At 71.8% G+C, this 16,765-nt stretch carries 12 protein-coding genes and 1 pseudogene; 7 read left to right on the top strand and 6 right to left on the bottom strand.

The features are described 5' to 3' along the window. Window positions 1-63: 63 nt before the first annotated feature. Window positions 64-3,072 carry a bifunctional [glutamine synthetase] adenylyltransferase/[glutamine synthetase]-adenylyl-L-tyrosine phosphorylase gene (locus AOQ53_RS25630; protein WP_059420772.1) on the bottom strand — a complete coding sequence of 1,003 codons (3,009 nt, stop codon included), beginning with the start codon at window positions 3,070-3,072 and terminating at the stop codon, window positions 64-66. Window positions 3,073-3,230: 158 nt separating this feature from the next. On the opposite strand from AOQ53_RS25630, the gene AOQ53_RS25625 reads away from it, so the two are divergent. Continuing rightward, window positions 3,231-3,749, top strand: a complete 519-nt coding sequence (locus AOQ53_RS25625) for a pyridoxamine 5'-phosphate oxidase family protein (protein ID WP_059420768.1) — start codon at window positions 3,231-3,233, stop codon at window positions 3,747-3,749. Window positions 3,750-3,764: 15 nt separating this feature from the next. Continuing rightward, window positions 3,765-4,211 (top strand): VOC family protein, encoded by a 447-nt coding sequence (locus AOQ53_RS25620; RefSeq protein ID WP_059420767.1) that lies wholly within the window; start codon window positions 3,765-3,767, stop codon window positions 4,209-4,211. Between the two features lie 84 nt (window positions 4,212-4,295). Here the strand turns inward: AOQ53_RS25620 and glnA are convergent, their stop codons facing one another. Further along, window positions 4,296-5,657 carry a type I glutamate--ammonia ligase gene (gene glnA / locus AOQ53_RS25615; protein ID WP_059420774.1) on the bottom strand — a complete coding sequence of 454 codons (1,362 nt, stop codon included), beginning with the start codon at window positions 5,655-5,657 and terminating at the stop codon, window positions 4,296-4,298. Between the two features lie 295 nt (window positions 5,658-5,952). On the opposite strand from glnA, the gene AOQ53_RS25610 reads away from it, so the two are divergent. Next, entirely contained in the window at window positions 5,953-7,140 is a 1,188-nt protein-coding gene (locus AOQ53_RS25610) for a globin domain-containing protein (protein WP_059420766.1), read from the top strand. 10 nt (window positions 7,141-7,150) lie between these two features. Here AOQ53_RS25610 and AOQ53_RS25605 read toward each other — a convergent pair whose 3' ends face one another. Then, window positions 7,151-7,597 (bottom strand): RrF2 family transcriptional regulator, encoded by a 447-nt coding sequence (locus AOQ53_RS25605; RefSeq protein ID WP_059420765.1) that lies wholly within the window; start codon window positions 7,595-7,597, stop codon window positions 7,151-7,153. 218 nt (window positions 7,598-7,815) lie between these two features. On the opposite strand from AOQ53_RS25605, the gene AOQ53_RS25600 reads away from it, so the two are divergent. From AOQ53_RS25600 to AOQ53_RS25585, 4 genes are all read left to right on the top strand, one after another. Next, window positions 7,816-8,481: a DUF3105 domain-containing protein gene (locus AOQ53_RS25600; protein WP_059420763.1), complete on the top strand. Its 666-nt coding sequence runs from the start codon at window positions 7,816-7,818 to the stop codon at window positions 8,479-8,481. Beyond that, the gene (locus AOQ53_RS25595; RefSeq protein WP_059420762.1) at window positions 8,478-9,098 is read left to right on the top strand and encodes a DUF305 domain-containing protein; all 621 of its coding nucleotides are present in this window, start codon (window positions 8,478-8,480) and stop codon (window positions 9,096-9,098) included. The genes AOQ53_RS25600 and AOQ53_RS25595 overlap by 4 nt, the downstream gene beginning before the upstream one ends. Window positions 9,099-9,256: 158 nt before the next feature. Next, entirely contained in the window at window positions 9,257-11,200 is a 1,944-nt protein-coding gene (locus tag AOQ53_RS25590) for a S53 family peptidase (RefSeq protein ID WP_059420760.1), read from the top strand. 91 nt (window positions 11,201-11,291) lie between these two features. Then, complete coding sequence (locus AOQ53_RS25585; RefSeq protein WP_059420759.1) at window positions 11,292-13,070, top strand: NAD+ synthase; 1,779 nt, start codon at window positions 11,292-11,294, stop codon at window positions 13,068-13,070. 105 nt (window positions 13,071-13,175) lie between these two features. Here the strand turns inward: AOQ53_RS25585 and AOQ53_RS25580 are convergent. The 3 genes and pseudogenes from AOQ53_RS25580 to AOQ53_RS25570 all read right to left on the bottom strand — a co-directional run bounded on the left by AOQ53_RS25580 (window position 13,176) and on the right by AOQ53_RS25570 (window position 16,731). Next, a pseudogene (locus tag AOQ53_RS25580) lies at window positions 13,176-14,097 on the bottom strand (NADP-dependent oxidoreductase). Window positions 14,098-14,324: 227 nt separating this feature from the next. Beyond that, window positions 14,325-15,542, bottom strand: coding sequence for an MFS transporter (locus AOQ53_RS25575; RefSeq protein ID WP_059420756.1), 1,218 nt, complete (start codon window positions 15,540-15,542; stop codon window positions 14,325-14,327). Window positions 15,543-15,699: 157 nt separating this feature from the next. Beyond that, entirely contained in the window at window positions 15,700-16,731 is a 1,032-nt protein-coding gene (locus AOQ53_RS25570) for an endonuclease/exonuclease/phosphatase family protein (RefSeq protein ID WP_236711818.1), read from the bottom strand. Between the last annotated feature and the right edge of the window lie 34 nt (window positions 16,732-16,765).

Here is a 16,765-nt window from a genome sequence, read left to right as displayed (position 1 = left end):
CCGGCGCCTGCCCCACCTGCCACCGCGACATACCCACCCGCACACCGACCTGACCAAGCACTACTAGCGCTCCGCCGCCCCGTAGAACATCTCGTCCACCACGCCCCGGGCCCGTCGTGCCGTCCGCCGGTACGCGTCGAGCATGTCGCCGGCATGGCCGGGTCCGTAGCCCAGGTACCGTCCCACGGCGGCCAGTTCACGGGGCTCCGTGGGGAACGTGTCGCCGGCCCGGCCGCGTACCAGCATGACCGCGTTGCGGACGCGGGTCGCGAGGACCCAGGCCTCGTCCAGGACCGCCGCGTCCTCGTCCGTGATGAGGCCGGCCGTGCGGGCGGCGGCCAGGGCCTGACGCGTCCGGGTCGTGCGCAGGCCCGGCTCGGCCGCGCCGTGCCGCAGTTGCAGCAGCTGCACCGTCCACTCCACGTCCGACAGACCGCCCGGCCCCAGCTTGGCGTGCAGCTTGGGGTCGGCACCCCGCGGCAGCCGCTCGGACTCCATGCGCGCCTTCAGCCGCCGGATCTCGCGGACGGCCTCGTCGGCGAGCCCGTCCGCCGGATAGCGCAGCGGGTCGATCAGCTCGATGAACCGGCGGCCCAGGTCCTCGTCCCCGGCGACGTGCTCGGCCCGCAGCAGCGCGTGCGACTCCCAGGTCAGGGCCCATCGGCGGTAGTACGCCGCGTACGACGTGAGGGTCCGCACGAGCGGGCCGGACTTGCCCTCCGGGCGCAGGTCGGCGTCGATGAGGAGGGGCGGGTCGGCGCTGGGGAGCTGGAGCAGCCGGCGCATCTCGGAGACGACCTTGCCGGCGGCCTGCCCGGCCTCCCGCTCGTCGACGCCGTCGCGCGGCTCGTGCACGAACAGCACGTCCGCGTCGGAGCCGTAGCCCAGCTCGTGGCCGCCGAACCGGCCCATGCCGATGATCGCGAACCGGGTGGGCAGACTGTCCCCCCACCCGTCCCGCACGACCGCGCGGAGCGTGCCGGCGAGGGTCGCGGCCGTCAGGTCCGACACCGCGCCGCCGACCCGGTCCACCAGGGCGCCCTGGTCGGCCTCGGCGGCCTGCTCCTCCGTGCCGTAGGAGCCGACGATGTCGGCGGCGGCCGTACGGAACAGCTCGCGGCGGCGCACACCGCGGGCGGCCGTGACCGCCTGAGCGGCCCCGTCGGCCCGGTTCACCGCGGCGAGTATCTCCTGCTCCAGGTGGGCGCGGGAGCGCGGCTCCAGGCCGCCGCCGTCCCCGTCACCGAGCAGCGCCACCGCCTCCGGGGCGCGCATCAGCAGGTCTGGCGCGAGCCGGCCGGCGGACAGCACCCGGGCGAGGTTCTGCGCGGCGGCGCCCTCGTCCCGCAGCAGCCGCAGGTACCAGGGCGTCTTGCCGAGCGCGTCCGACACCTTGCGGAAGTTGAGCAGTCCCGCGTCCGGGTCGGCCGAGTCGGCGAACCAGCCCAGCATGACGGGCAGCAGCGTGCGCTGGATGGCGGCCTTGCGGGTGACGCCGGACGCCAGTGCCTCCAGGTGGCGCAGGGCGGAGGCCGGGTCGGCGTAACCGAGGGCGACCATCCGCTCCCGGGCCGCCTCGGCACTCAACCGCGCCTCGCCGGTGGCGAGCTGGGCGACCGCGTCGAGCAGTGGCCGGTAGAACAGCTTCTCGTGCAGACGCCGTACGACGGTGGCGTGCCGCTTCCACTCGCGGAGCAGCTCGGCGACCGGGTCGGTGCGCAGGCCCAGGGAGCGGCCGATGCGGCGCAGCTCGGCCTCGTCCTCGGGCACGAGGTGGGTGCGCCGCAGCCGGAACAGCTGGATCCGGTGCTCCATGGAGCGCAGGAAGCGGTAGGCCTCGTCGAGCTGGGCGGCGTCGGCCCGGCCGACGTACCCGCCGGCGGCGAGGGCCTTCAGCGCGTCGAGGGTGGTGCCGCTGCGCAGCGAGATGTCGGTCCGGCCGTGCACCAGCTGGAGCAGCTGCACGGCGAACTCGACGTCCCTGAGGCCGCCCGGGCCCAGCTTCAGCTGGCGGTCGACCTCGGCGACGGGGATGTTCTCCACGACCCGGCGGCGCATCTTCTGCACGTCGGGCACGAAGTTCTCGCGCTCGGCGGCCTTCCACACCAGCGGCTGGACGGCGGCGACGTACTCCGCTCCGAGGTCGAGGTCGCCGGCCACCGGGCGGGCCTTGAGGAGCGCCTGGAACTCCCAGGTCTTGGCCCAGCGCTGGTAATAGGCGAGATGGCTGGAGAGGGTCCGCACGAGCGGACCGTTCCTGCCCTCGGGCCGGAGGTTGGCGTCCACGGGCCAGATGGACCCCTCGACGGTCGTCTCCGAGCAGATCCGCATCATGTGCGAGGCGAGCCGGGTCGCGGCCCGGACGGCCTTGGTCTCGTCGGCGCCCTCGACGGCCTCCCCGACGAAGATGACGTCCACGTCCGAGACGTAGTTCAGCTCGTGGCCGCCGCACTTGCCCATCGCGATGACCGCGAGCCGGCACAGGGCGGCGTCCTCGGGCGCGGCGGCCCCGGCGAGGCCGAGGGCGGCGCGCAGGGTCGCCGTGGCCAGGTCGGCGAGCTCGGCGGCGGACTCGGCGACGCCGGTGGTGCCGCACACGTCCCGGGCGGCGATGGACAGCAGGCAGCGCCGGTAGGCGACGCGCAGGGAGACGGGGTCGGTGGCCTCCGCGAGACCGGCCTCGAACTCCTCCACCCCGGGGTGCAGGTCGCGCGCCTCGTACATGACGAGCGCCTGCCAGTCGTCCGGGTGCCGGGTGAGGTGGTCGGCGAGGGCGGTGGAGGCGCCGAGCACACCGAGCAACCGGTCGCGCAGCGGCTTGGACGAGATCAGCGTGTCGAGCAGCTCCCGGCGGGCGCCGGGCTCCGGCTGGGCCTCCAGCAGCCGGACCAGGCCGAGCAGCGCGAGATCGGGGTCGGCGGTGGCGCCCAGCGCGTCCAGCAGCACCGGGTCGTCACGCAGGGGCGCGAGCTCGGCGCTGTCCAGGAGCCGCTCGGCGGCGGAGGCGTCGGTGAAGCCGTGCCGCAGCAGCCGCGTGAAGGTACTGCTCCTGCGCCCCGGCGCCGCCGTCATCCGGGCCTCCCTCGCACTGTTCCTCGGACTTGCATCCGACTTGCATCGGATCAAGGTCGTATGGCTTTGAGCCTAACCGCAAGGCCGGGGGAAGCGCCGATGAGTTCGGCGCCCGGATGGGGTCTGCACTTGTGAACCCACAGGCCGGGAGGACGCTCATGACCACCATGCACCCCGAGACCCGTCTGGATCGACGCTACAGCGACGAGACAGCCACCGCGACCGACTGGCAGGAGGCCGAGGCGCGGCTCGCGGCCGCCGAACTGTTCTGGATCACTACGGTCCGACCCGACGGCCGCCCGCACGTCACCCCGCTGCCCGCGGTCTGGTCGGACGGCGCCCTGCACTTCTGCACGGGCCCGGAAGAACGCAAGGCCCAAAACCTCGCCGAGAATCCGCACGTCGTGCTGACCACCGGCACGAACACCTGGAACAAGGGCTACGACCTGGTGGTCGAGGGCGAGGCGACGCGCGTGACCGACGACGGGCGCCTACGCGAACTGGCCGCCGCGTGGGAGGCGAAGTACGGCAGTTTCTGGCACTTCGAGGTACGGGAGGGCTATTTCCACCACGGCGCGGGACACGCGGCCGTCTACGCGGTGGCGCCGCGCACCGGTTTCGGGTTCGGTAAGGGGGAGCCGTTCAGCCAGACGAGGTGGCGGTTCACCGATGCCTGACAAAGGAGTCACGCCATGGACTTCACCCTCGAAGTCATACCGCTGCCCGTGACCGACATCGACCGTGCCCGGGACTTCTACCGGGACAAGGTCGGCTTCCACGTGGACATCGACCAGGAGGTCATGCCCGGGATGCGGATCGTCCAGCTGACGCCTCCGGGTTCCGGCTGCTCGATCGCCCTCGGCGACTCGATCTGGGAGATGACCCCCGGCCCCACCCCGGCGCCCGGCTCCTACCAGGGCCTGCAACTGTGCGTCGCCGACATCAAGGCCGCCCACGCGGAGCTCGTCGAACGCGGCCTCGACGTCTCGGAGCCGGTCCAGTACGCCCCCGACGACGGCGCCACGTTCATGCACTTCCAGGACCCGGACGGCAACGGCTGGGCGATCCAGGAGTACCGCCGCCGGGCCACGGAGCCGCTGCACCAGTTGCTGGCGGACCTGAAGCGGCAGGGGGGCTGACCCCGCCGGGCTTCGCCCGGGACAGGGCCGACGGTGTCCTGACCGTCGGCCCTGCGTGTCGCTCCGGCGGAAACCCGCCTGCCCCTACAGCGCCGGCAGGTTCTTCCGCAGCTCGAACGCCGTGACCTCGCTGCGGTACTCCTCCCACTCCTGCCGCTTGTTGCGCAGGAAGAAGTCGAAGACGTGCTCGCCGAGCGTCTCGGCGACCAGGTCGCTGCGTTCCATCAGGGTCAGGGCCTCGCCGAGGTTCTGGGGGAGCGGCTCGATGCCCATCGCGCGGCGCTCGGCGTCGGAGAGGGCCCAGACGTCGTCCTCGGCGCCCGGCGGGAGCTCGTAGCCCTCCTCGATACCCTTCAGGCCGGCGGCGAGGAGGACGGCGTAGGACAGGTACGGGTTCGCGCCGGAGTCCAGGGAGCGGACCTCGACCCGGGCCGAGCCCGTCTTGCCGGGCTTGTACATCGGGACGCGGACCAGCGCCGAGCGGTTGTTGTGGCCCCAGCAGATGTACGAGGGGGCCTCGCCGCCCGCGCCCGCCGTGCGCTCCGCGCCGCCCCAGATGCGCTTGTAGGAGTTGACCCACTGGTTGGTGACCGCGGAGACCTCCGCCGCGTGCCGCAGCAGGCCCGCGATGAAGGAGCGGCCCACCTTGGAGAGCTGGTACTCGGAGCCCGACTCGTAGAAGGCGTTGCGGTCGCCCTCGAAGAGGGAGAGGTGGGTGTGCATGCCGCTGCCGGGGTGTTCGGAGAACGGCTTCGGCATGAAGGTCGCCTGGACGCCCTGCTCCAGCGCCACCTGCTTCATGACCAGGCGGAACGTCATGACGTTGTCGGCCGTGGAGAGCGCGTCGGCGTAGCGCAGGTCGATCTCCTGCTGGCCCGGAGCGCCCTCGTGGTGGGAGAACTCGACCGAGATGCCCATCGACTCCAGCATGGTGATCGCCTGGCGGCGGAAGTCCATGCCGACGTTGGTCGGGGTGTGGTCGAAGTAGCCGGAGTTGTCTGCGGGCGTCGGACGGCTGCCGTCCAGCGGCCGGTCCTTCAGCAGGAAGAACTCGATCTCCGGGTGCGTGTAGAACGTGAAGCCCAGGTCGGAGGCGCGGGCCAGAGCACGCTTGAGCACGTAGCGCGGGTCGGCGAAGGACGGCGAGCCGTCCGGCATGAGGATGTCGCAGAACATCCGGGCCGTGCCCGGGGCCTCCGCGCGCCAGGGCAGGATCTGGAAGGTCGACGGATCCGGCTTGGCGATCATGTCGGACTCGTAGACCCGGGCGAAGCCCTCGATCGCGGAGCCGTCGAAGCCGATGCCCTCGTCGAAGGCCTGTTCCAGTTCGGCCGGGGCCACGGCGACGGACTTGAGGAAGCCCAGCACGTCCGTGAACCACAGGCGTACGAACCGGATGTCGCGCTCCTCCAACGTCCGGAGCACGAACTCCTGCTGCTTGTCCATCTTCCGCTTCCCCATCCTTGCTGGTCAGGCCGCCTGTCTTCCGTACCACGGGAGGCGGTCGGGCACCTGAGCATCCCACCACACCAGCATTTCGTACGCGTTGCGCACCATGATCGCCCGGGCGGCCCGGGGCCTAACGCCTCACGTACGGCGGGTGAACTGCTCTTCCGCCCATAGTGCCTGCTCGCACCGACATCCGTAACGGCCGGTTCGGTCCGCTACCCCATCCACTTAATTTGCATTTGATATGCAACTTTAAATAGCGTGCCCGGCAGTCGAGTCCTGAGGAGTCCCGATGCTGTCCGAGCAGTCCGCCGTCACCGTCCGCGCCACCCTCCCCGCCGTCGGCGCGGCCCTCGGCACGATCACCGAGCGCTTCTACGCCGGGCTGTTCGCGGCCCACCCCGAACTGCTGAACGACCTGTTCAACCGGGGCAACCAGGCCGCCGGCACCCAGCGGCAGGCGCTCGCCGGATCCATCGCCGCCTTCGCGACGCACCTGCTCGACCACCCGGAGCAGCGGCCGGACGCGATGCTGCACCGCATCGCCCACAAGCACGCCTCCCTCGGCATCACGCCCGAGCAGTACGACATCGTCCACGAGCACCTCTTCGCCGCCATCGCCGACGTGCTCGGCGACGCCGTCACCACCGAGGTCGCCGCCGCCTGGGACGAGGTCTACTGGCTGATGGCGAACGCCCTCATCGCCGTCGAGAAGCGGCTGCGGGAGGAGCGGGGCGGGCACGCCTGGCGGGCCTGGGAGGTCGTCGAGCGCGTCGCCGAGACCGACGACGTCGCCACGTTCCGGCTGCGGCCCGCCGACGGCGGGCCGCAGCCGGACTTCCTCGCGGGCCAGTACGTCTCCGTCCGCGTCGCCCTTCCGGACGGCGCCCGGCAGATACGGCAGTACAGCCTCTCCGGGGCGCCCGCCCCGGACCTCCGGCAGATCAGCGTGAAGCGCGTGCACGGCGAGGGCACCCCCGACGGCGAGGTCTCGAACCACCTCCACGCGCGCGTGGCGGCGGGTGACGTCCTGGAGCTGTCCGAGCCCTACGGCGACCTCGTCCTGGACTCGGGCCCCGACACCCCGCTGCTGCTGGCCTCGGCGGGCATCGGCGTGACCCCCATGACCGCGATGCTGGCCCACCTCGCCGGTTCGGGGCACCGCGCCCCGGTCACCGTCGTACACGGCGACCGCTCACCCGCCACCCACGCCCTGCGCACCGACCACGAGGCCTACGCCGCCAGGCTGCCCGACGCGGCCGTCCACTTCTGGTACGAGCAGGACGCCCCGGCGGACACCCGTTCCGGCCTGGTCGACCTCGCCGACGTCCCGGTCGCGCCGGGCACGCGCGCGTACCTGTGCGGGCCGCTGCCCTTCATGCGGGCGGTACGGGCCCAGCTGATCGACAAGGGCGTGGCACCGGCCGACATCCACTACGAGGTGTTCGGACCGGACCTGTGGCTGGCGGGGCAGGCGTAGCGGGGATCTCTCAGACGGGCCCTGCGGGCCCCCGCGAGATCCCCAGCAGCAGCGCCCCGGTCGGCTCCGCCACGATGTCCGCCACCGTGATCGGGTCCAGTGAGGCGAAGAACGCCTCCTGGGCCCGGCGCAGGGCGCCGCGCAGGCGGCAGGCGGAGTTCAGGGGGCAGGGCGTGGGGCCCTCGCAGTCGACGACGTCGCCGTCGCCCTCGAAGGCGCGCACCACCGCGCCCACCGACGCCGTGCGGCCCCGCTCGGTGAGCGTGAGACCGCCGCCGCGGCCGCGGCGGGTGGCCAGCAGGCCCATGTGCTGGAGCTCGGCGACGACCTTCGCCAGGTGGGTGTACGGCACGTCCATGCCGACGGCGACGTCGCGGGTCGTCGGACTCGGCTCGCCGGCGACGGCGAGCCGCATCAGGACCCGCAGGGCCAGGTCGGTGGAGCGCAGCAGCCGCATGCCCGCAGCGTAGGTAATCGGTATCGCAGGTTCAAATAATCCGGATCCCAGGTTCCAACAGTCCGGATCCCAGGTTCGAGCAGTCCGGGGAAGCTGTCGGGCGCCTGTCGGTGCCGTATCGATTCAGCCCATTCCCGCGGCCGCCCTACGAGGGGCCCGGTCTCCCCCATTACGATCAGCTCACCCGACCGTCCCACTTTCCCCACGAAGGACACTCCATGGGCTCCGCCAAGAAGAGCAACACGGACCGCAAGGCGCGGATAGAGGAGATGCGGCGCGCCGAGCAGGCCCGTGAGCGCCGCAACCGGATCCTCACCATCACGGCCAGCGTCGTGATCGTCTGCGGTCTCGTCGCCGGCGGCGTCGTGCTCGTGCGGTCCCAGTCCGACGGCGGCAGCGACACCGCGGCGAGCGACTCCTCGGCCAAGGGGAAGTTCGTCACGGGCAAGGACGGCGTGAAGACCTGGGAAGGCGAGCTGGCCCGCAACCACGTCAGCAAGGCGGTGAAGTACGCCTCCGTGCCGCCGGTCGGCGGTGACCACAACCAGGTCTGGATGAACTGCAACGGCGACGTCTACACCAAGGAGATCAACAACACCAACGCCGTGCACTCGCTGGAGCACGGCGCGGTGTGGGTGACGTACAACGCCGACGCGAAGAAGGCCGACATCGACGCGCTCGCGGCGAAGGTGAAGAAGACGCCGTACACGCTGATGAGCCCGCTGGACGGCCAGAAGGACCCGATCATGCTCTCGGCGTGGGGTCACCAGCGCACGGTGACGGGCGCGAGCGACCCGAACGTCGACAAGTTCTTCGAGAAGTTCGTCCAGGGCAAGCAGACGCCCGAGCCGGGCGCCGCCTGCACGAACGGCCTGTCGCAGTGAGGCAGGCCGGTCTGATCGCGGGGGCCGCGGTGACGGCGCTCGTCGCGACCGGGGCGATCACCTACGCCGTCGCCGGGGACGACGGCGGCGGCAGGACCCCGTCCGCCGAGTCCGCGGACGCCGGGTTCGCCCGGGACATGGCGGTGCACCACCAGCAGGCCGTGGAGATGTCGTACATCGTGCGCGACCGCACCAAGGACGAGGAGGTGCGGCGCCTCGCGTACGACATCGCGCAGACACAGGCCAACCAGCGCGGCATGATGATCGGCTGGCTCGACCTGTGGGGGCTGCCCAAGGTGTCCTCGGAGCCGCCGATGACGTGGATGGACATGGGTGACATGGCCTCCGGCAAGGACGGCGCGCTGATGCCGGGCATGGCGACCAACACGGAGATGAAGAAGCTCGGCGAGCTCAGCGGCAAGCAGGCGGAGATCTTCTACCTCCAGCTGATGACGGACCATCACCAGGGCGGCGTTCACATGGCCCAGGGCTGTGTCGACGAGTGCACGGTGGGCGTGGAGAAGCGGCTCGCGCAGGGCATGGTGGACGCGCAGCGGTCGGAGATCGGCCTGATGGCGGACATGCTGAGGGAGCGGGGCGCCGCACCGCGCTCGTAGGGCGTAAGCTCCAAATCGCCCTGTATTGCGGCCTCTTGGCCTCCTCTTGGCCTCCGTAGAGCGCTTCTTGGGTTGCGCATTCCCCTGGCATGAACGGTTCGTCGCGAGAGTGGCGACCGTCGAGTGATCCACTCGCGTCGAACCGCACAGGGGGTTCCATGAGATCCAACCGCGCCAAGGTGCGCGCCGGAGTGAGCATGGCGGCGACACTGCCGATGCTCGCCGGCGCGCTGGCGCTCGGCATACCCGCGGCACACGCCGCCGACCACCCGCTCCGCGACCTGCTCGCCGGGACCAAGCCCGCATGGGCCACGGCCAGGGCCGACAAGGGCGCCACCTCCGACGGCGCCGGGGTGTCGGCCCGGGTCTACCTCCGGGGCCGCGACGCGGCCGGCCTCGCCGGGTACGCCAAGGCCGTCTCCGACCCGGCGTCGGCCGCGTACGGCAAGTACCTGACCGCCAGGCAGGCGCAGGCCCGCTTCGGCGCGACCAAGGCTCAGGTGGCGGCCGTGAAGGCCTGGCTGACCTCCGCCGGTCTGAAGGTCACCGGCGTCACGCGGCACTACGTCTCCGTCACCGGTGACGTGGCCGCCGCCGAGAAGGCGTTCGGCGCCCAGCTGCACGACTTCGCCAAGGGCTCGAAGACATACCGCGCCCCGGCGAGCACCGCCTCCGTGCCGGCGAGCCTGGCCGGCGCCGTGCTGACGGTCACCGGCCTGGACAACGCCCCGCACATGGTCACGCACGACGACCAGCTGCCGCCGCCGGACACCGTGTTCCGCAACGCCGGGCCGTTCTCCTCGTACTACGGCTCGAAGACCGCGAGCACGCTGCCGGAGGCGTACGACACGAAGATCCCGTACGTGGTCAAGGGCTACACCGGCAAGCAGCTGCGGGCCGCCTACGGCGCGGGCACGCGCACCGGCAAGGGCGTCCGGGTCGCCATCACGGACGCGTACGCCTCGCCGACGATCGCCTACGACGCGGCCACCTACGCCGGAAAGCACGGCGACGCGGCCTGGAAGACCGGCCAGCTGCACCATGTGCTGCCCAAGAACTACACGGACACCAAGGACTGCTCGGCCTCCGGCTGGTACGGCGAGGAGACCCTGGACGTCGAGGCCGTGCACGCGGTCGCGCCGGCCGCCGACGTCACCTACGTGGGCGCCGCCTCCTGCAACGACAGCGACCTGCTCGACGCGCTCGGCAAGGTCGTCGACAGCCACCTGGCGGACATCGTCTCCAACTCCTGGGGCGAGGTCGAGGCGGCGCAGACACCCGACCTGGCGGCCGCCTACGACCAGGTCTTCCAGCTGGGCGCGGTCGAGGGCATCGGCTTCTACTTCTCCTCCGGCGACGACGGCGACGAGGTCGCCGCCTCGGGGACGAAGCAGGTCGACTCCCCGGCCGACTCGGCGTGGGTGACCGCCGTCGGCGGCACATCGCTCGCCGTCGGCAAGAACGACACGTACCTCTGGGAGACCGGCTGGGGCACCGACAAGGCGAACCTGTCGGCCGACGGCAAGAGCTGGACGGACTTCCCCGGCGCCTTCACCTCCGGCGCGGGCGGCGGCACCAGCAGGACCGTCGCCGAGCCCTCGTACCAGAAGGGTGTCGTGCCGGGCGCGCTGGCGAAGGCCAACAGCGCGGACGGCAACCGCGTCGTGCCGGACATCGCGGCGATCGCCGACCCGAACACCGGCTTCCTGGTCGGCCAGACGCAGACCCTGCCCGACGGCACGTCTCAGGCGTACGGCGAGTACCGCATCGGCGGCACCTCGCTCGCCGCGCCGACCATCGCCGCCGTCCAGGCGCTGGCCCAGGAGGCCCGCGGCGGCACGCCGATGGGCTTCGCCAACCCGGTGATCTACGCCAAGGCCGGCTCGAAGGCCTACCACGACGTCACCGACGACCCGACGGGCTCCGGCCTGGCCGTGGCCCGCGTCGACTTCGTGAACGGCTACGACGCCACGGGCGGTCTGGCCACGTCCGTGCGCAGCCTGGGCAAGGACAGCTCGCTCTCGGCCGTGAAGGGCTACGACGACGTCACCGGCGTGGGCACGCCCGCGAGCGGTTACGTCGAGTCGTACCGGCGCCGCTGACTTCCGCCGGCTGACCTCCGCAAGGGGAACGGGGTGGTGTGGGGTGACCCACACCACCCCATTGCGTCGCTCTGACGATTACACTGGGCCCGTGCCTCAACTACGTCTCGCCCTGAACCAGATCGACTCGAGCGTCGGCGACCTCGCCGGGAACGCCGAGTCGATCGTCCGCTGGACCCGGCACTCCGCCGAGCAGGGAGCGCATCTCGTGGCGTTCCCCGAGATGGCGCTGACCGGGTATCCCGTCGAGGACCTGGCCCTCAGGCCGTCCTTCGTGGAGGCCTCCCGGGCGGCGCTGCGGAGCCTTGCCGTCCGCCTGGCCGACGAGGGCTTCGGCGAGCTGCCGGTGATCGTCGGCTACCTCGACCGCTGCGCGACCGCCCAGCCGAAGTACGGCCAGCCGGCCGGCGCGCCGCAGAACGCGGGGGCGGTGCTGTACGGCGGCGAGGTGGTCCTGAACTTCGCCAAGCACCACCTGCCGAACTACGGCGTCTTCGACGAGTTCCGCTACTTCGTGCCCGGCGACAGCATGCCGGTCCTGCGGGTCCACGGCGTCGATGTCGCCCTGGCCATCTGCGAGGACCTCTGGCAGGACGGCGGCCGTGTCCCCGCGGCGCGCTCGGCGCAGGCTGGCCTGCTGGTCTCGATCAACGCCTCCCCCTACGAGCGCAACAAGGACGACACGCGCCTGGAGCTGGTCCGCAAGCGGGCCCAGGAGGCCGGCTGCACCACGGCCTACCTCGCCATGATCGGCGGCCAGGACGAGCTGGTGTTCGATGGCGACTCGATCGTCGTGGACAAGGACGGCGAGGTCGTTGCGCGGGCGCCGCAGTTCGCCGAGGGCTGCGTCGTCCTGGACCTGGACCTGCCGGCGGCCTCGGCGGACGCGCCGACGGCCCGCGACGGAGTCGCCAATGGGCAGCGTGTGGACGACGGCCTGCGCATCGACCGCGTGGTGCTGTCGGAGAAGCCTCTGGCGCCGTACGAGCCCGAGCTCACCGGTGGCTACGCGGACCGGCTGGACGACGACGAGGAGGTCTACTCGGCGCTGGTGGTGGGCCTGCGGGCGTACGTCGCGAAGAACGGCTTCAAGTCCGTCCTGATCGGCCTGTCGGGCGGCATCGACTCCTCGCTGGTCGCGGCGATCGCCTGTGACGCGGTGGGCGCGCCGAACGTGTACGGCGTGTCGATGCCGTCGAAGTACTCCTCGGACCACTCCAAGGACGACGCGGCGGAACTGGCCCGCCGCACCGGCCTGAACTACCGCACGGTCGCCATCGAGCCGATGTTCGACGCGTACATGGGCTCCCTGGGCCTGTCGGGCCTGGCCGAGGAGAACCTCCAGTCACGCCTGCGCGGCACGCTGCTCATGGCCATCTCCAACCAGGAGGGCCACATCGTCCTGGCCCCCGGCAACAAGTCGGAACTGGCAGTCGGCTATTCGACGCTCTACGGCGACTCGGTGGGCGCCTACGGCCCCATCAAGGACGTCTACAAGACGTCGATCTTCCGCCTGGCCGAGTGGCGCAACCGGGCCGCCCGGGAACGCGGCCAGACCCCGCCGATCCCCGAGAACTCCATCACCAAGCCTCCGAGCGCGGAACTCCGCCCGGGCCAGGTCGACACGGACTCGCTCCCCGACTACCCGGTGCTGGACGCGATCCTGGAGCTCTATGTCGACCGGGACCGGGGCGCCGACGAGATCGTCGCGGCCGGTTACGACCGGGCGCTGGTCACGAAGACCCTGCGCATGGTCGACACGGCGGAGTACAAGCGGCGGCAGTACCCGCCGGGGACGAAGATCTCGGCGAAGGGCTTCGGCAAGGACCGCCGACTGCCGATCACGAACGGGTGGCGGGAGTCGGTCTGACGAGACCCTCGGGCGGACCCGCCGAGCGCCGAGCCCGGCGGGGCCGTCGCCGAGAGCGGCACCCGGCTCGGGGCGTGGTCACCGCCCCGCGAGAGGTCCTGTGCCTCAGGGCACGGTGACGACGATCTTGCCGCGCGCGTGGCCGTGGGCGCTCTCCTCATGCGCCGCGGCGATGTCCCGCAGTGGGAACAGCCTGTGCACCGGGACGGTGAGGCGGCCTTCCTCAGCGAGGGACGCGGCGTACGGCAGTCCTGACCAGCCGGGCTCGCCCACGCCGGAGCGGGAGAACCGTACTCCGTGGCGGGCGGCGTCGAAGTCGGCGATCGTCACCACGCGGTGCGGGTCTGCGGCGATGGTCACCAGGTCGGCGAGGGAGCCCTTGCCCGCCGCGTCCAGCACCACGTCGACGCCCTGGGGAGCGAGTGGGGCCAGGCGCGGCCAGGCCGGGACCGTAGGTGACCGGGGTGACGCCGAGTTCGTCGAGGAAGTGGTGGTTGCGTTCGCTCGCGGTGCCGATCACGGTCAGTCCGCGGGCCCTGGCCAGCTGCGCGGTCATCGTGCCGGCGCCGCCGGCCGCGCCCTCGATCAGGAGGGTCATGCCCTCGGCGGCCCCGAGGGCGTCCAGCACGCGTGTGGCTGTCTCGACGTTGCCCGCGGCACCGCCCGCCGTCTCGAAGGACCAGGCCCGGGGCTTGTGAGCCCATGCCTCCAGCACCGCGTACCGAGCGGCGGCCCCGCCCAGCCGATCCAGGGGGACGAGGCCGAACACCGCGTCTCCCACGGAGGTGCCGGTCACGCCTTCGCCGACCTCGTCGACGACTCCGGCGGCGTCCATGCCGGGGATGCGGGGGAACCGCAGGGAGGCCATCTCCTTCAGCATCCCGGAGCGCAGGTACCAGTCGGCGGGGGTGACGCCCGTGGCACGCACCGAGATACGGACCTGCCCCGGGCCGGCGTGGGGTTCCTCGGCCTCCTCCACGGTGAGGACCCCTGGACCGCCGTAGCGGTGGTAGCGCGCAGCCAGCACTGACAACCTCCGTATGTCCGGGAGTGGTTCACAGAGAACCTCCCGGAACCGGCGGGGTGTTCCCCGTGCGCCGAAGTGAGAGACCGACCTGCCGGGGCCTCTCGGTTGCCGTACGCGCGGTCCCCGGGCAGAAGCAGGGGCAGCGGTCCCGTACGCACAGAGCGGCGGTCCGCGGGGCATACCCGCAGACCGCCGCCCGCGTCACAGCGTCGGCGCACCGGCCTCGGTCAGCGGCGCAACGCTTCCGCCTCCTGCGGGACATGGCTCGCCACGACCCGCTCGCGGCCGCCGGCCGGCGCGCTGCGCCGGTCCACCGCGTACGCCAGCGACGCCACGCCGAGGCCGAGCACGGCCAGGGCCGCGCCGGCCAGGGCCGGGGAGGTGACCCCGAAGCCCGCGGCCAGGGCGAGGCCGCCGATCCAGGCGCCGCCGGCGTTGGCCAGGTTGAAGGCCGCCTGGTTGGCGGAGGAGGCCAGGGACGGGGCCGCCGCGGCCTTGTCCATGACCATCAGCTGGAGCGGGGAGCCGGTGGCGAAGGCCGCCATGCCGAGCAGGATCACGGCGACGGCGGCGGTGAGTTCCGTGCGCATCAGCAGCGGGAACAGCGTCAGTACCGCCACCAGAGCGCCCAGGCCGCCGAACAGCGTGCCCCGCAGGGAGTGGTCGGCCAGGCGGCCGCCCAGCAGGTTGCCGGCGGTCGCGCCGACACCGAACAGGGCCAGCAGCAGGGTCACGCTGGCGCCGGTGTACCCGGCGGCGCCCGTGAGCATGGGCGTGATGTAGCTGTAGGCCGCGAAGAGGGCGCCGAAGCCCGCGACCGTCGTGCCGAGCGACAGCCAGACCGGGACGGAGCGCAGGGCGGCCAGTTCGCCGCGCAGGCCCTTAGCGGTGGCGTGCTCGTGGTCGTGCGGGATCAGGAACGCGAGCGCGGCGATCGCCGCCAGGCCGATGGCGCTGACGCCGAGGAAGGTCGCCCGCCAGCCGAGCTGCTGGCCCATGAGGGTCGCGACGGGCACACCCACGACGTTCGCGACCGTCAGGCCGAGGAACATCAGGGAGACCGAGCGGGCCTTGCGTTCGGGGGCGACCATGTTCGTCGCGACGACGGCGCCGACGCCGAAGAAGGCGCCGTGCGGCAGACCGCTCAGGAAGCGGGCCGCCAGCAGCCAGCCGTTGTCGGGAGCCAGGGCCGACAGCGCGTTGCCCGCGACGAACAGCCCCATCAGCCCGATCAGGACGGTGCGGCGGGACATCCGGGCGGTGACCGCGGCCAGCAGCGGGGCGCCGATGACGACGCCCAGCGCGTACGCCGACACCAGGTGGCCGGCGCTGGGTATCGAGATGTTCAGGTCGTCCGCGACATCGGGCAGCAGCCCCATCATCACGAACTCGGTCGTACCGATGCCGAAGGCGCCCACGGCGAGGGCGAGCAGGGCCAGGGGCATGAGGGAGCCTTTCGAGACTTGCGGTGTTTCGTACGTCGTGACTTCGTATGTTCAAGTACGGAACAAAGTCTCGCAGGCCAACTATTCCGCGAGGCCTCCGGGAAGTGAAGCCGCGGTTGCCGACTCCTGCCGAACAGGACCTGAGCTGCGGTTTTCCTCAGCCGCCTGTGGTGACACTCACACGGGCCGCGACGGGCAGATGGTCACTGCCGGTCTGCGGGAGGGTCCACGAGCTCTCCGGCTTCAGGCCCCTGACCATGATCTGGTCGATGCGCGCCATCGGGAACGACGCCGGCCAGCTGAACCCGAAGCCGTTGCCGGCGGCGCCCTGCGTGGAGCGCATCTGGGAGGTGACGGCGTTGAGCGCGCGGTCGTTCATCGTGCCGTTCAGATCGCCGAGCAGCACGACGTTCTTCAGCGGTTCGTGGGCGATGGCCTCGCCCAGGAAGTCGGCGCTCCGGTCGCGCTGCCGGGCCGTGAACCCGGCCTCCATCTTCACGCGCACGGAGGGCAGGTGGGCGACGTAGACGGCGACCTGCCCGGCCGGGGCGGTCACGGTGGCGCGCATGGCCCGCGTCCAGCCCAGGTCGATGTCGACGGCCCGCACGCCGGTCAGCGGGTACTTGCTCCACACCCCGACCGTGCCCTGCACCGAGTGGTACGGGTACGTCGGGTCCAGCGCCCGCTCGTACGTCGGGACCGCGTCCGCCGTCAGCTCCTCCAGGGCCACCACGTCCGCGCCGGAGGCGGCCACGTCACGGGCGGTGCCGGCCGGGTCGGGGTTGTCCGCGTTGACGTTGTGCGTGGCCACGGTGAGGTCGCCGCCGGTGGCGGTCTTGTCGCTGACCTGGCCGCCGAAGAGGTTCAGCCAGACCATGGCCGGCAGCAGTACCGCGATCAGGGCGGTAGCGGACTTGCGGACCACGGCGACGAGGAGCAGCACCGGGACGAAGAGGCCGAGCCAGGGCAGGAACGTCTCGACGAGGCTGCCCAGGTTGCCGATCGCGTTCGGGATGCGCGAGTGCAGCACCATGACCACGGCCAGCAGCACCGCGCACGCGGCCACGAAAATCCCGCGCCGCCAGATCTGCCGGTCCCCGCGCCAGTCGCCGAGGAACCGGTCGAACAGGCGCCGAAGCCGGTCTCCCCGGGGCTCGGGCCCCGAGCCGCCGTTTGCCGTCTCCGTCATGTACGCCTGCTGCTGCGCCATACCGTCGCCTCAC

The sequence above is a fragment of the Streptomyces azureus genome (genome assembly GCF_001270025.1).
GTDB classification, from domain to species: domain Bacteria; phylum Actinomycetota; class Actinomycetes; order Streptomycetales; family Streptomycetaceae; genus Streptomyces; species Streptomyces azureus.
This window is presented reverse-complemented; position numbering and strand designations above follow the sequence as displayed.